The sequence below is a fragment of the Bradyrhizobium sp. USDA 4369 genome, assembly GCF_054056435.1.
In genome coordinates, this window is sequence record NZ_JBSRYH010000001.1 from 3118443 (window position 1) to 3133240 (window position 14798).

Here is a 14798-nt window from a genome sequence, read left to right on the forward strand (position 1 = left end):
GTTGCGTCGTCGCGCGTGGCACCAGCGCCCGCGATGCAGCCGTGACCGGTGCTCGCTGATAGTCGTGGCCGATCTGTCGCAAGCTCCGCTGTTGCTGCTCACCAGGTCGGGCACGGCCGTTCAGGGCGCATCGGCAAGCGCGTGCCGCGCGCTGTCCGGCCTCAGCCGCGCACGGAGTTTTGCCGCCAGTTCGGCGCCGAAGAAGCCCTGGGGATTCGACGGCGACAAGGCGTCCCGCTTTTCCCACTCCGTGATCCGGTCTTTGGCCTTGTCGAACGCGTCCTCGAGCGACACGCCGGCGCCGAGATTCTGGTTGAACAGGGCGTCGCCGAAAAAGGTCCAGTCCCGCTCATTCGAGCAGCCGAAGGAGGGATTGTTCTCGTCGGCGGCGGTCAGCACCACGCTGTCGGGCGAGGCCAGGCGCTTGACGAACACGCCGGAATAGCACGCCGAGATGATGATGAGCCGGTTCTTGATGCCTTCGCGGTCGAGAACAATGGCGATGTGATCGGGCGAAAGCTGGCCGTGAAACGCGCCGGACAGCCGCAGTCCGACGCCCGTCGGTCCGCCATGCGAGGTGATGAAGAGCAGCAGAATGTCCTCGTCCTTGTCCATCACCTTGGCGACCGCATGGACCGCCGACGCAAAATTCGTCCGGTTCGCGATCGGCTGGGCGTCGACCGTATCAGGATGGTTGACGAGCCGGATCGTGCCGCGGTCGAGCCCGATCGCCTTGTCCAGCGCCGCAAGCCCGCCGTCGAGCTCCTTGATGAAGACGTCCTGGTCGGACCAGCCGGCCATCCCGATGGCATAGATGCCGGGCTTGCCCTTGCGCTCCGGCAGCAGCTTCGCGGTGGCGGCCTCCAGCAACGGCCCCTGCGCGAGCTCGACCGTATCGGCATCGACCAGACGGGCCGTGTTGTTGTCGAGCGCGACCAGCTTGGCAAAAGTCCATTCGTACAGATTGTAGGAGCTGCGCGACGTGTCGAGACCGATGAAGGTCGGATAGGCGGGCAACGCGGCCAGTGCGGCCGACACCAGGGCCGTCAGGCCCAAGGCACGCCAGACCGGTCGGCGATAGGCGGGATCGCTGCGCAGCGCTGCGGCGATCGCGCCGGTCCACCAGATCAGCAGCGCGAGCACGAGCCCTGCCGTGGCCGCCGTGCTGATCCATCCATCGAACCTGATATCGACGCGCTCGGCCAGCGGCAGGCGATCGACGGCAAGCGCTGCGAGCTGTACGAGGCCCATCAGCGCAAACAGCTTCCAGAACAGCGCCGTGCGGTTGCGTGACAAGTAGGCGATGCCGGCCACGCTCAGTGCCGCGGCCGCAGCCAGCACCGGCTGGCTGCTGATCAGCATCACCGCGCATTCCGCGAGGACGACGAGCGCGAACAATTGCGCGACGCCCGCGGTCCGATCGGCCGAGAACACCAATAGTCCCGCGGCCACCAGGATGGCGGCCTGGGCGATCACCGTGTTGACGCCATACAGCGTAAAGCTGGCCGCGCCGTCGGCTGCAACATATTGCCGCGCCGCCTCCGCAGCCATCGCAACGCAGATCCACAGGAGGGCAGTGCGGATCCTGACGGCGCCCGGCATCGCCGCACGCCGCCAGATGGCGGCGCCCAGCGCCGTCTTGAGGATCGACCAGAGTTCGTTCATGTTCTCTTCACCATCCCCGACCCGACGCCTGGTGTGATGGTAATCGCGATCTCCGAACGATTGATTGCGCCGGTCGTGTGAATCCTCCGAATTGTCGCTCCGGCGCGACAGGTCCCAATGCAGTGTGCCACGGCGTGGACGGCCGACCGAAGCCCTGTGCGCTGTCAACGTCGGGTCCCTGCGACGAGGATCACGCGATCAGCCAGCCGAAAGCCCGTCTCAGATAAGCATCGGCATCGTTCAGGACCGGTGTTCCGTGAGCCATCAAGATCTTATCGGGACGCCAGGCAAGGACGTGTCTCACCGCGGCGCGGGCTGCACGCCGATCAACGAAAGCGAGCCGGAATTTGCGCGGAACGTTCGGCTCCGGTCCGATCATCAGATCGGCCTTGGCGATCCATGCGCGCCAGCCGAAGATCAGTTCACTCGGAATCTGCTGCAGCAGATCGGCAAACAATGCGGTCCTGCTCGCGACGTGGAAGAACACGACCTCCGTCGTGATGACGTTTCCAGTCATCAAGATCTGCTCGATGTCTGCCGCCCAGTCAGGATGAGCCGTGTGGCCGAGGTCCGCGTCGAAGCAGAGATCCGGACGCTTCTTTCGCAATCCTGGTGCGGCATGGAGTTTGGCGGCCGGATAGGCAATGGCCCACGCGTGCAGGAAGAGATGATGCAGGGAATTCGGCGCCACGACGTGCCGCACGGGCCCGATCGCATTCACCTCGGCTCGGAGTTCGTCTGTGAAATGAACCGGCGACCAAACGAAGAGCCCGCCGTCCGACAGTCTGATGATGGCCATGCGCGTCGGATAGCAAAACCCGGCGACCGAGACATGTTCTCCGTCGGCGGTCCAGATATCGGGGCCGAACTCTTTCAGCATTGCGGCTTCACGGCGAGGATCTTGCGCGATCACGGCAGCCGGCGCCAGTTGGCGAATGCCAGATTGTCCGGCGGATCATGCCTTTGCGGATCGATCCTATCGTGGTCGTCCACGGCGTCAATCGAGGACGATGTTGAACGGACCGCTTGCCCGATCGTGATGCCTTCGCCGCGATCACCCAGTGCAGCCAGGCGGTCCGCTGCGGTCGATCCACTCCATCGGACGGCCCTTGCCGCGCCGTGGCGTCGCTCATTTGGCATCCGAGGTCAGCGCCTCCGCTTATCGCGGAAGCGCTGCTGCAATCTCGTCAGGCTGCGGCGCGCGCCGCCACCGCGGGGAAGTCGATCTCGGTCTGGGCCACGTTGTTGATGTAGTTGGTCCAGCTGTTGAGCGCGACATGCAGCACGATCTCGATGATCTCGGCGTCGTCATAGCCGGCGGCCTTCACCGCGGCGACGGCGTCGTTGCTGACCTGGCCGCGCTGCTGCGCCACCTCCGCGGCGAAGCGGACGGCGGCGTCGGCCTTGGCGTCGTTGGACCGGCCGCTGCGGTTGGCGCTGATCTCGGCATCGTCGAGCTTGACGAGGTTCTTGCCGATATAGCTGTGGGCCGACAGGCAATAGTCGCAGCCGTTGATCTCGGCCGTCGCCAGCGCGATGCGCTCGCGGGTGGCGGCGGGCAGCCGGCCCTTGCCGAGCGCGCCCGACAGCGACAGGTAGCCCTCCAATGCGGCCGGGTTGTTGGCGACCAGCCGGAACAGGTTCGGCACCGAGCCCATCTGCCGCTTCACGGCGTCGAGCAGGGCGTGGGACGCGGCGGGCGTGTCGGCGACGGTGGCGGGGATGGTGAGGCGGGACATGGCTTCATTCCTTGTGGGGTTCAGCGGGTTGGAACGAAGACAGAGCTATATCCTTCCGCTATTCGAGATAAGCTGGAAAGTCCTAGAGGTATCCTTCCATAAAGTGAGAGCATGGACCGGATCGATGCGATGGCGACCCTGGTGGCCGCGGTGGATGCCGGCAGTCTCTCGGCGGCCTCGCGCCGGCTCGGCATGCCGCTCGCGACCGTCAGCCGCAAGATCTCCGATCTCGAGGCGCATCTGCGCACCCGGCTGCTGAACCGGACCAGCCGGCGCCTGACCCTGACCGACGCCGGCCGGGCCTATGTGGCGGCGAGCCGGCGCATCCTCGAGGAGATCGCCGAGGCCGAGCGCAGCGCCTCCGGCGAGTACGCCACACCTCGGGGCAGCCTGACGGTGACGGCGCCGATCGTGTTCGGCCGGCTGCACGTGCTGCCTGTCATCAGCGACTTCCTGCAGGCCTATCCCGAGATCGACATTCGTCTGGCGATGAGCGATCGCATCGTCAATGTCCATGAGGAGCAGGTCGACGTCGCCCTGCGCATCGGCGAGCTGCCCGACAGCAGTCTGCTGGCGACGCGCGTCGGCACCATCCGTCGCGTGGTCTGCGGCAGCCCCGCTTATTTCGCCGCGCGCGGCGCGCCTCTGCAGCCCTCCGACCTCGCAACGCATGACTGCATCACCTTCGACGGCCTCGCCGCCAGCGATGCCTGGGCCTTCGGCGCGCGCCACGGCCCGCTGTCGGTGCGCATCCGCTCGCGCCTCGTCGTCAACACCGCAGAGGCCGCGATCGACGCCGCGCTATCGGGGCTCGGCGTCACCCGCGTGCTGTCCTATCAGGTCGCCGGCGCCGTCCATGCCGGCCGGCTGCAACTGGCCTTGGAGTCCTTCGAGCCGCCGCCCGCCCCGGTCAGCCTGGTCCATGCCGGCCAGGGCCTGCTGCCGCTCAAGCTCCGCGCCTTCCTCGCCTTCGCCGCCCCGCGCCTGAAGGCGCGGTTGGCGGAAGCGGGGCTGAGCCGGGGGGATGCGGGGTGAGGCCGCGTCGATGGGCGCGAGCCCCGGATCGACATGTCTTGTCGGCGGGATCGTCGACCGGGGAGCCACAGATCTCGTGCGGGAACCCCTGGCCTACCGGGCGCGCTCAAGCTTGGTCGCGAGCTTTGCGAAGACCGGATGCCGGGTCGAGATCACGTTCGAACTCCTTCAATTGCTCTGGCGTGAGATCGGCAGCATAGATCACGTCGTAGGGGATGCCGGACCCGCGCATCGCGGCTGCGACGGCGCGCTCCACGGTTGCCGTCGTGATGTCGTGAGTTCACCGCGGACGAGAAGGTCGACGTCGGAATGCGACTTGAACGCGTCCCGCGCCAGTGAGCCGATCACGACGATGTCGATGTCGTCCGCGCGAAGCTCGCGCAGCAGCGGCTCGACGCGGTCGACCGCCATCGCGTGACGATGCGCCGTACGCTCACCGATGATCCTGTCGAGGCGGCTGACCATGTCGAGCCGTTCCGAACCAGGCCAACCGTTACGGTGTCCGGGTGGTTCGAGGAAAGCATCGAACCAATGGCCGGGAAATGGCTTGGCGCGTGCCCACCGGCCGTCTCGGTCGTGCGGCGTCGGTGGCTCGACGTCCTCGCCAGCCCCAAAGCGAGCCAGCCGCGCGTCGGCTTCCTGGGCCCCCGCTTGGACTAGCGGCACTCGTCGATGGGATATTGCCGGGCACTGTCAGGGATGTCGAAGACGTCGACGAAGACCTTGATGCCGGTCTTGCAACGGGCGATGCATGCGTTGGTCTCGGCGTTGCATCGGTTGGCGTATCTGTCGAAATATCGGGCCGAAACCCTGGTCCTTGCCGAGGCCCGACATTCCTCGCCCTGCCGGGAGCACGATGTGCCATCAGCAGCGCGTGGCAGCATCGCCGAGGCAATCATGATGCCCGTCAGGGCTGCGGATGTGAACCGCCGCGACCTCATGGACGTCAACCAGTTGGTAACAGATCTCACCCGCGAGCCCTCCGCCTGACGAGGACTCCATCAAAACGAAGGTGTATTGAAATTCCCTCAACCATGGCGGGCGGCGGTGCTCTGGGCGGGGGCCTCGTCTCGGGATGTCCGCGTGCGCACCCAAGATGTACCGCTGCCGCGAAAGCGAAGGAGTGGATCGGCAGTGATCAGCCAGCTGAGGCGCTCGACAAGCCGCAGGCGGCTTGAGCCGAGGAAGATGCCTTTGGGTACGGTGTTGCCTGGGCGCGGCACGCGCCCGCCGGGTCATAAGCCGGCAGTGCGTGTGTGGCGCGCTGGCGTCTTGTTGTATGCAGCGTCACCGAAATTCCGTAGACTATCTGAAAGGCGCCGCAATGACGAAGAAGCTGAAGCCGATGCATCCTGGTGAGGTCCTCCGTGAGGAGTTCCTGGTCCCGCTCGGAATGTCTGCGGGCGCGCTGGCCAAGGTCTGCGCTTTGCCACGGACCCGGATCGAGCGTATCGCCAGCGAGCAGACCGGTATCACAGCCGACACCGCGCTCCGGCTCGCCAAGGCGCTCGACACCACGCCTGAGCTCTGGCTCAATCTGCAGACCGACTACGATGTTCAGATCGCGAAGCGCGAGCTCGGCAAGACTCTTGATCGCATCGAGACGGTGAACAAGCCGCGGGCGGCTTGACCTGAGGAGTTACTTAAGGCTCCGGCACCGTTCGGTGCTGTATTTGGGGGCCTGTGTTGAAGCGGTGCATGCCACCGGATGGTGAGCCGACTGTGCGTGTCCGGCGCGCTGGCGTCTAGTTATATGCAGCGTCAACGTAATTCCCGTAATTCGAGGTCGAGCGTTTGCGAAGGGAGCTCGAAGCATGAGGCGACGCTGCGTCGTGTGAGCACGGCGGGATATCCCGACAGTCCCGGTCGCCCTACCTGTACTCGATCGTTATGTCGTCGACGCGCGGCTCTCGCCGCCGGACGGCGGCGTCCTCGGGCAGGTCGATCTCGATGCGGTCATTCGACAGCCACACGGCTCTGAACGAACTCCTGGTCACCACGACGAAGGGAGGATTTTTTTCCAGTGAAAACTGTCCCGCGTTCGGACTGATGCTCGCCTGGCGATTGGTGGGTACGGTCGCATTGCACGCGCGGCTGAACACCACGATCCTGCTCTTGCCGTCGGGCGCGGGTATCGACTCCTCTTCCACTGTCTCGCACGCGCCGAACTCCTCCATGAATGACCAGATCGCATAGGCCGATCCGGCAAGGCCGATCGCGATGACGACGAGAACTACGATGAATGGGGGCAAAATCCGGGTTTTCACGGGCTATGTCTCTCGGCCGTTTTGCAGGCGAGGCCTTGGGGTGGTGCGCGTCCGCCGTGAATAGGACCTGATGAGTGAGTCTTCAGTCTTTTTCGCCGGAAAGTATTTCTCGCATTTCGGCTGCGTCTCAGAATGTCCGCGGCCATCGTCGCGAGCTATGGAAGATGCGGAGGATCTGGAGCGTATCGTTTGTCTGCCAGCCTGTACGGCACGATGTAGGGCGTCCGCGGGATGACGAGTTCGCGCGTTCCCGGTACGCGACGGAGTCTTCGCCTTTCGGGGCGCCCAGATAGCAACGTCTCGACATTGCGGATGATATGCGGCGCGACACGCTGTGCTGGAGCCGGATCGTCTTGCGAGATGTAGGCTCAGTGCGACGAGATCGGCAATCGCCTCTGGTGACCAGACCGGGGTCACGAGTCCCTCGATGTGGTCTTGGCCGTGTTCCCAGGCACCGGCTTTTCGGTCGGGCTGGCCCAGGACGCAACCCAGTCTCTGACCTCGTCGTGGGAGATCTCCTCACCGCGATCGAGGGATGCGATGGCGAGCTGGATGCCATGCACCTGCCACTCATAAAAGTCGAGCGAGCCTGTCATCAGCTCGGCGGCGAGAACGGACCGGCTGCGGCCCGTCGTCTTGGCGAGCCGTTCCAGCCCCTCGTTCACGCTGTCGCCGGCGCTGACGGTCAGGGTGGTCGACGTCATGAGCCAGTCCTTCTGCCGGGAAGCTCGTCGACTATACGGCCGGCATCAGAGCAGCGCAATTGCTGACGATCGACCACACGAGCGTGCGGCGCTGGCCGAGCGACGTGCGGATTTTCTGTTATCTTGCCCGACGGGCAATGCTCGCATGCGGCCCATGCGCAAACTGCCCGTCGAGCCAGTTTGTCGCACGCTGTTCGCCTTGCAGCGTCGCGCAAATCAGGACGATGTTTCCGGCCATCCCGTTCGCGATGAAGAGGGACGTTTCGGCCGATCGTCACGGAGCGTAGCAGCGGGGAGCGGTGGACGTGTCGGGCCTGGGGCTTTCGCGCAAGCGAGCCGGCGAGCAGGCCTGGTGCGGACGGTCAAGTCGCGTGGTCCTGGCCTCCCGATGCTGAGGTCAAGCCGGTCGATGGTGCGTCAGACGCGTCTCGCCGGTGATGGGGGCAAACAGCCGGTCCCCAGGGAGATCGCGAAGCAGCCGCTAAAACCAGCGCGCGGGGAAGGCCGGGTCGTCCGGCTGAACCGTGGTACCTGCCGCCTGCATTTTTTTCCGCAGGCGGGCCACGGACCTCAGTCGAGGTCCGGCCTTCCCTGCACCCTCTCATGATCGAGGGTGATGTCGGCAGCATGACCTGGGCGCGGATGCGCCGCGGGGGCTGCGGTGGGCTGTTTGTGGACATCGTGGAGTGGATGCGGGGCGTGGATGCGCCGCGCGCGGTAGGCGCCAAGCCTGTGAGTTGGAGCAGTCCTACGACAAGCTCAGTGTCGTCCCGGCCTTGAGCCGGGACCCATAACCACAGGCAGATGTAGGAGGCAGGCAAGTGGCTCAGGACGTGTCCAGCGCGTCTTCCTGTGGTTATGGATCCCGGATCTTCGCGCGCGTTGCGCGCTCGTCCGGGACGACAGCGGAGAGGATCCGAGGGCGCGCCTGCATGCCAAGTCCGCGCCTCGCGAACTACTTCCTGATCTTCACGCCCTTGGTCGTGAACCGCTGCGCGCGCGGCTCCGGGCGGATCGGCCGGCGCGTCGTGGCGGCCTTGCCGGTGCCGGGCGGCTGATGCGCGGGCACCAGTTGATCAGGACGCGAGCCGATCAGGTCGCTGCGGCCCATGGCGCGCAGCGCGTCGCGCAGCACCGGCCAATTGTCCGGGTCGTGGTAGCGCAGGAACGCCTTGTGCAGCCGGCGCTGCTTCAACCCCTTGATCGCCTCGACCTTGTCACTGCCGCCGCGGCGCACGCCGCGCAAGGGATTGACGCCGGTGTGGTACATCGCGGTCGCCGTGGCCATCGGCGAGGGCAGGAAGGTCTGGACCTGATCGGCCCGGTAGCGGTTGCGCTTCAGCCACAGCGCGAGGTTCATCATGTCCTCGTCCGACGTGCCGGGATGGGCGGCGATGAAATACGGAATCAGATAGTACTTCTTGCCGGCCTCGCGGGCGGCGGCGTCGAACATCTCCTTGAAGCGGTCATAGGTGCCGATGCCCGGCTTCATCATCTTGTCGAGCGGGCCGCGCTCGGTATGCTCCGGCGCGATCTTGAGGTAGCCGCCGACGTGATGCGTGACGAGCTCCTTGATGTAGGCCGGGCTCTCGACCGCGAGATCATAGCGCACGCCCGAGGCGACCATCACGCGCTTGACGCCCTTGACCTCGCGCACCTTGCGATAGAGCCGGATGAGATCGTCATGCGAGGTGTTGAGGTTCGGGCAGATCTCGGGGAACACGCAGCTCGGCCGGCGGCACGCGGCCTCGACCTTCGGGTCCTTGCACGCCATCCGGTACATGTTGGCGGTGGGGCCGCCGATGTCGGAGATCACGCCGGTGAAGCCTGGCGTCTTGTCGCGGATACGTTCGATCTCCTGCAGGATCGAGGCTTCCGAGCGGCTCTGGATGATGCGGCCCTCATGCTCGGTGATCGAGCAGAAGGTGCAGCCGCCGAAGCAGCCGCGCATGATCGTGACCGAGAACTTGATCATCTCCCAGGCCGGGATCTTGGCCTCGCCATAGGACGGATGCGGCGCGCGGGCGTAGGGAAGGTCGTAGACGCTGTCCATCTCCGCCATGGTCAGCGGGATCGGCGGCGGGTTGAGCCAGAGGTCGCGGTCGCCATGGCGCTGTACCAGCGGGCGCGCATTGCCGGGATTGCTCTCCCGGTGCAGCACGCGCGAGGCCCGCGCATAGGCCTCCTTGTCCTGCTCGACCTGCTCGCAGGACGGCAGGCGGATGACCACGTTGCCCTTCTCGCGCGCCGCGCCTTCGTCGGCGCAATCGAGATCGTCGGCATGCAGCTCGATGTAGCTCTCGGGCACCTTCCGGAACAAAGCGGTGCCGCGGACCGACTGGATGTCCTTCGGCGACTCGCCGCCGGCAATGCGGTGCGCGACCTCGATCACGGCGCGCTCGGCGTTGCCGTAGATCAGAATGTCGGCCTTGGCGTCGGCCAGCACCGAGCGGCGCACCTTGTCGGACCAGTAGTCGTAATGTGCGATCCGGCGCAGCGAGGCCTCGATGCCGCCGAGCACGACCGGCACGTCCTTGAACGCCTCGCGGCAGCGCTGGGCATAGACCAGCGTGCAGCGGTCGGGCCGCTTGCCGCCCTCGCCGTTCGGCGTGTAGGCGTCGTCGCTGCGGATGCGGCGATCGGCGGTGTAGCGGTTGACCATGGAGTCCATGTTGCCGCCGGTGACGCCGAAGAACACGCGCGGGCGGCCGAGCACCTTGAACGGTTCGGCGGAGTGCCAGTCGGGCTGCGAGATGATGCCGACGCGAAAGCCCTGCGCCTCGAGCAGCCGGCCGATGATCGCCATGCCGAAGGAGGGGTGGTCGACATAGGCGTCGCCGGTCACCAGCACGATGTCGCAGACGTCCCAGCCGAGCGCGTCCATCTCCGCCCGGCTCATCGGCAGGAACGGCGCAGGCTTGAGGTCGGCGCGGTGGCGCGGCCAGGAACTCAAAGGCGGGGCGGTGAGGGGGATGTTCATCGCCCAGCCATAAGGCCCGGGACCGGCGAGTTCAACCGCGCGCCGGCCAAGCGAGGCCGGACGAGGATCAAATTGTCCGGAATGGTTCCCGGGAGATGTCGCGGGGCGCCCAGGCCGGCGCGGAACGCGGGCTCAGTTGAACCCGTCCGCGGCGGCGGCCCGCCGTTTCATCCAGCCATGGCCGAAAAAGGCCAGCAGTGCCGCGGCGGCGAGCATGATCCAGATCGAGGGCATTTTCGAGCGGGAGCTGCCGTTGGCTTCGCCCACCGTGATCGAGCCCTGGGCCTTGTCCGGCTCGGTCATCGACACCAGCCGCATGTCGACCACTTCGGTCGCGCGGCGCATGTCGGCCAAGGCCGAGGGCACAGCCGGGGGCGAGTCGGCCGCAAGCAGCTGGCCGGCCGGCGCGGCGCCGGGCTCGTCGGCGGCGATCTCGGTCTTCGGCGGCTCCATCGCCGATTGGGCGGCGTGGCTGCCAGCGGGCAGCTGGGCGAAGGAGTTCAGGTTGGCCGGCCGGTGCGTCTTTGGCGGATGCTGCGGCATTCGCTCCTGCCGCTCCACCTTGTCGGCGCTCGCCGTCTTCTTCTGGGGAACGTGCTGCGGCACGGCGACCCGCACCTGCGGCCGCGCATAAGGGGGGGTGATGTTGGCCATCATGCGGTTGGACCAGGACATATAGACCTTGCAGAGATCGCTGCAGTACTGCCCGTTGACGGTGTCGCTGCTGGCCGACGCAGCCTGCGCCGCACCGGTTGTGAGAAGGACAATTGTCGAGACCACGGCTGCGACGCCGCCGAGCCTCACGAAGGACTTCGAATGAGACGTCGCGCTGAAATGGTTGATCATCAATTTCCCCCGTCGCGGTTTCACGCCGTTTGGGAGATAACGACAGTCGCTATGGTCGATAGTTGGATCAGATCGCGTCAACTTCCGGATCAGATGCGGTCAAATTTTCGGATTCGAGGAGTTTCCCCATGCGACAGCGAGCGCTGTTGTTCGATATCGACGGCACGCTGGCCGACACCGATGCGCTGCACATCCAGGCCTTCAATGCCGTCTTTGGGCGATATGGCCACATCTTCGATCGGGCGCGGGCCGCGCGGGAACTACTGGGGCGCTCGAATGCGTCGATCGGCGCCGAGTTTCTGCCGGACGAGCCGCCGGAGCGGCGTGCCGAAATCATGGCGCAGAAGGAGGCGGTGTTTCGCAGCCTCGCCGCCGGCGAGGTGCAGCCATTGCCGGGCCTGATGACGCTGCTCGATCAGGCCAAGGCGGCGGCGATCCCCGTGGTCGCCGTCACCAATGCGCCTCGTGCCAACGCCGAGATGATCCTGCGCGGGCTCGGCATCACGGATCGGTTTCGCGCCGTCATCATCGGCGACGAACTGCCGCACGGCAAGCCGCACCCGCTGCCCTATCTCGAAGGCATGCGCGCGGTCGGGGCCGCGGCCGATCGCTCGCTCGCCTTCGAGGATTCCCGGGCCGGCATCACCGCGGCGAATGCCGCGGGCCTCGTCACGGTCGGCATGCGCAGCAATCTCGGTCATGACGATCTGATCGCCGCCGGCGCTGCGCTCACGGCGGCTGCCTTCGACGAGCCGGAGGTGCTGGCGCTGGTGACGAAGCGGCTTGGGGCCGGCGCCTGAGTCGCCCGATCGTGGCGCAGGTTCAAACCAGGGCAGGCGAAATAATTCGGCGACGATGGTCTTTGAAACGTCCAGGGGATGCCTAGCTCCTCGCCCGCCGACATCGAACGGCATGATCGCGCTCGGCGACAGCGCGGCGGCAGGAGCCGCCCCGGCCACGCGCGACTTGGAGATCCCTCATGGACATCACCACTCTGATCCAGCCGGCCCTTGCGGCCGGGGCGATCATTGCGCTGCTTGCGTTGCTGAAACTTTCCAACGTCATCCGCTACATCCCCAACAACCAGGTCGGCATTGTCGAGAAGCTGTGGAGCCTCCGCGGCTCGGTCGCCGACGGCTTCATCGCGCTGAACGGCGAGGCCGGCTTCGAACCGGAAGTGCTGCGCGGCGGCCTGCACCTGTTCTTCCCCTTCATGTACCGTATCCATCGCTCCGACCTCGTCACCGTCGGCCAGGGCAAGATCGCCTATGTCTTTGCCCGTGACGGCGCGCCGCTCGGCGCCTCGCAGGTGCTCGGCGCCAACGACAGCGATGACAAAAGCGACTTCCAGGATGCGCGTCGCTTTCTGCGCGCCGGCGGCCAGAAGGGCCCGCAGCGCAAGATCCTGCGCGAGGGCACCTATGCGATTAACACCACGCAGTTCGCCATCATCACCGACGAGCGCGTCTATGGCCATGCCCTGAGCGAGCAGGAGCGTGTCGTGCTCGACGCGATGCAACTGACCATCGCCGAGCGTTGGGGCTTCACCCCTGTCATCCTGGCGGCCGATCATGACATGGTCGGCATCGTCACCGTCCATGACGGCCCGTCGTTGCCTTCCGGCGAGATCATCGCGCCCGAGGTCGGCACCGAACTTCGTGACGCCGCTACCTTTCACAACAACTTCCAGGAGCCCGAGAAATTTCTCGCCGCCGGCGGTCATCGCGGCCGTCAGCTGCAGGTCATCGTCGAGGGCACATGGTACATCAACCGGCTGTTCGCCACCGTGGAGAACGTGCCGAAGACCATCATCCCGGTCGGCAATGTCGGCGTCGTGATCTTCTACACCGGCCCGCGCATGGCTGACGTGTCCGGCGAGCAGTATCGCCATGGCGAGCTGGTCGGCAATGGCGGCCGCGGCGTCTGGAAGGATCCGCTGCTGCCGGGCAAATACGCGTTCAACACCTATGCCGGCAAGATCGAGATCATTCCGACCGTCAACTTCATCCTGAAATGGGTGCGCGGCGAGGTCGGCGCGATGAAGCTCGATGAAAACCTGTCGGAGATCTCGCTGATCACCAAGGATGCGTTCGAGCCGACTTTGCCGCTCTCGGTCGTCATGCATATCGACTACAAGAAGGCGCCGATGATCATTCAGCGCTTCGGTGACGTGAAGAAGCTGGTCGAGCAGACGCTCGATCCGATGGTCAGCGCGTTCTTCAAGAACGTCGCGCAGAAGATGACCCTGATCGAATTGCTGCAGAACCGGGCTGCGATCCAGGAGGAGTCGGCGGCCGAGATGAAGGTGAAGTTCGAAGGCTATTCGCTTGAGCTGCAGGAGGTGCTGATCGGCACGCCGCGCGCCGCGCCAGGCGATCAGACCATCGAGAACATCCTGATCCAGCTGCGCATGCGCCAGGTCGCACGCGAGCAGGTCGAGACCTTCCAGGAACAGGAGAAGGCCGCGATCCAGGAGCGCACCTTGAACGAAGCGAAGGCGACCGCGGCGGCCCAGGCCGCGCTGACCCAGTCGCTGATCCAGATCCGCGTCAATGAGAACGAGGGCGCGGCTGCGCTCGCCCGTGCGCAAAAGGATGCCGAGACGCGCAAGGTGACGGCAGCCGCCGTCGGCGAGCAATCGCGGCTGGAAGGCCAGGGCGAGGCCGATCGCGCGCTGGCGGTTGGCGCGGCCAATGCGCAGGCGACCAAGCTGGCCGTCGATGCCTATGGCGGGCCGGAGTTCCGGCTGGCCGAGCAGAACTTCGCCAAGTTCGCGGAGGCGCTGACCCGGATCAACCAGCCGCTGGTGCCGCAATTCCTGATGTCGGGCGGGCCGGGACAAGAGAGCGGCAGTTCGGGGTTGATCCCGACGGCGATGCTGAGCTCAATGTTCGGCCGCATGATGCCGGAGGCGCTGGAGCAATTGAAGCGCGAGGCACCGCGCACTGCGCGTCAGTAAGACGGAACGAAGTGGGACGGCGAGCTGACATGTCGCTGACATCGGACAACAGCTTGCCGTCACCGCTCGTGCGCCATGGTCGGATCGAACGCGGCCGATGCCTCGGCTGCCATGAGATCAAGGTGAGACGCATGCGCAAATTGCTGATCGTGACCGGTCCGTTGGAGGAACCGTTTCGAGTGATGCTGCCAGCCGATGACGGCCCATCGGCGGCCAGCCCGCGCGGCCGTCGGGTGCGCACTGGACGCCCAGCCGGGCTCGCGGACCGCTTGCAGCGTTCGCCGCGGCGGTTGCGCTGGGCGTATCCCTCACGGGCCATTGCGGCGGTGCTCAGGAGCCTGAGGACGATGCTGCAGGTGCTGCTGCCGACAGAGAGCCGGGACGTTGCCGACAGTCATTCGGTGAGGAGAGAGGCCGCGGGCGAGCCGCGGCTGCGTCTGGTTCGCGATTGCGGCTCGTCTCTCGCGTCGGCGGCACGTCCGAACGCCTGCGCTGACATCGTTCGGGACCTGCCGACGCAGCGCCGTCGCGCGTATTACCGTCGCAGTTCACGTGTGAGATGAAGCGCACCGCGCTGGATTCCGGAGGCCGTTTGGATCATGC

Annotated in this window: 14 protein-coding genes; 6 read left to right on the plus strand and 8 right to left on the minus strand. The window is 65.9% G+C overall.

The window, feature by feature from the left end:
- Positions 1 to 120 precede the first annotated feature (120 nt).
- The 3 genes from ACVIJ6_RS14115 to ACVIJ6_RS14125 all read right to left on the minus strand — a co-directional run bounded on the left by ACVIJ6_RS14115 (position 121) and on the right by ACVIJ6_RS14125 (position 3404).
- The gene (locus ACVIJ6_RS14115; protein ID WP_456773166.1) at positions 121 to 1665 is read right to left on the minus strand and encodes a C13 family peptidase; all 1545 of its coding nucleotides are present in this window, start codon (positions 1663 to 1665) and stop codon (positions 121 to 123) included.
- Positions 1666 to 1855: 190 nt separating this feature from the next.
- Positions 1856 to 2545 (minus strand): DUF4336 domain-containing protein, encoded by a 690-nt coding sequence (locus ACVIJ6_RS14120; RefSeq protein WP_456773167.1) that lies wholly within the window; start codon positions 2543 to 2545, stop codon positions 1856 to 1858.
- Positions 2546 to 2852: 307 nt separating this feature from the next.
- The gene (locus ACVIJ6_RS14125; protein ID WP_456773168.1) at positions 2853 to 3404 is read right to left on the minus strand and encodes a carboxymuconolactone decarboxylase family protein; all 552 of its coding nucleotides are present in this window, start codon (positions 3402 to 3404) and stop codon (positions 2853 to 2855) included.
- 111 nt (positions 3405 to 3515) lie between these two features.
- Here ACVIJ6_RS14125 and ACVIJ6_RS14130 point away from each other — a divergent pair, with 111 nt between their 5' ends.
- On the plus strand, positions 3516 to 4439 hold the full coding sequence (locus ACVIJ6_RS14130; RefSeq protein WP_456773169.1) for a LysR family transcriptional regulator: 924 nt from the start codon (positions 3516 to 3518) through the stop codon (positions 4437 to 4439).
- Between the two features lie 201 nt (positions 4440 to 4640).
- Here the strand turns inward: ACVIJ6_RS14130 and ACVIJ6_RS14135 are convergent, their stop codons facing one another.
- Positions 4641 to 4904 (minus strand): nucleotidyltransferase domain-containing protein, encoded by a 264-nt coding sequence (locus ACVIJ6_RS14135; protein ID WP_456773170.1) that lies wholly within the window; start codon positions 4902 to 4904, stop codon positions 4641 to 4643.
- Positions 4905 to 5162: 258 nt separating this feature from the next.
- Here ACVIJ6_RS14135 and ACVIJ6_RS14140 point away from each other — a divergent pair, with 258 nt between their 5' ends.
- Together ACVIJ6_RS14140 and ACVIJ6_RS14145 are read left to right on the plus strand one after the other, a co-directional pair.
- Positions 5163 to 5429 carry a hypothetical protein gene (locus ACVIJ6_RS14140; RefSeq protein ID WP_456773171.1) on the plus strand — a complete coding sequence of 89 codons (267 nt, stop codon included), beginning with the start codon at positions 5163 to 5165 and terminating at the stop codon, positions 5427 to 5429.
- A gap of 334 nt (positions 5430 to 5763) precedes the next feature.
- Positions 5764 to 6069 (plus strand): HigA family addiction module antitoxin, encoded by a 306-nt coding sequence (locus ACVIJ6_RS14145; protein WP_456773172.1) that lies wholly within the window; start codon positions 5764 to 5766, stop codon positions 6067 to 6069.
- A 241-nt stretch (positions 6070 to 6310) separates the two neighbouring features.
- Here the strand turns inward: ACVIJ6_RS14145 and ACVIJ6_RS14150 are convergent, their stop codons facing one another.
- The 4 genes from ACVIJ6_RS14150 to ACVIJ6_RS14165 form a co-directional block, all read right to left on the minus strand.
- The gene (locus ACVIJ6_RS14150) at positions 6311 to 6706 is read right to left on the minus strand and encodes a hypothetical protein (RefSeq protein WP_456773173.1); all 396 of its coding nucleotides are present in this window, start codon (positions 6704 to 6706) and stop codon (positions 6311 to 6313) included.
- Between the two features lie 413 nt (positions 6707 to 7119).
- On the minus strand, positions 7120 to 7410 hold the full coding sequence (locus ACVIJ6_RS14155) for a CopG family ribbon-helix-helix protein (RefSeq protein WP_456773174.1): 291 nt from the start codon (positions 7408 to 7410) through the stop codon (positions 7120 to 7122).
- 955 nt (positions 7411 to 8365) lie between these two features.
- Positions 8366 to 10390 carry a YgiQ family radical SAM protein gene (locus ACVIJ6_RS14160; RefSeq protein WP_456773175.1) on the minus strand — a complete coding sequence of 675 codons (2025 nt, stop codon included), beginning with the start codon at positions 10388 to 10390 and terminating at the stop codon, positions 8366 to 8368.
- A 132-nt stretch (positions 10391 to 10522) separates the two neighbouring features.
- On the minus strand, positions 10523 to 11236 hold the full coding sequence (locus ACVIJ6_RS14165) for a hypothetical protein (RefSeq protein ID WP_456773176.1): 714 nt from the start codon (positions 11234 to 11236) through the stop codon (positions 10523 to 10525).
- Positions 11237 to 11364: 128 nt separating this feature from the next.
- On the opposite strand from ACVIJ6_RS14165, the gene ACVIJ6_RS14170 reads away from it, so the two are divergent.
- The 3 genes from ACVIJ6_RS14170 (at position 11365) to ACVIJ6_RS14180 (ending at position 14758) form a co-directional block, all read left to right on the plus strand.
- Positions 11365 to 12036, plus strand: coding sequence for an HAD family hydrolase (locus tag ACVIJ6_RS14170; RefSeq protein WP_456773177.1), 672 nt, complete (start codon positions 11365 to 11367; stop codon positions 12034 to 12036).
- A gap of 179 nt (positions 12037 to 12215) precedes the next feature.
- A complete protein-coding gene (locus tag ACVIJ6_RS14175; protein ID WP_456773178.1) occupies positions 12216 to 14195 on the plus strand; it encodes an SPFH domain-containing protein in 1980 nt (659 codons plus the stop codon).
- 29 nt (positions 14196 to 14224) lie between these two features.
- Entirely contained in the window at positions 14225 to 14758 is a 534-nt protein-coding gene (locus tag ACVIJ6_RS14180) for a hypothetical protein (RefSeq protein ID WP_456773179.1), read from the plus strand.
- Positions 14759 to 14798 lie beyond the last annotated feature (40 nt).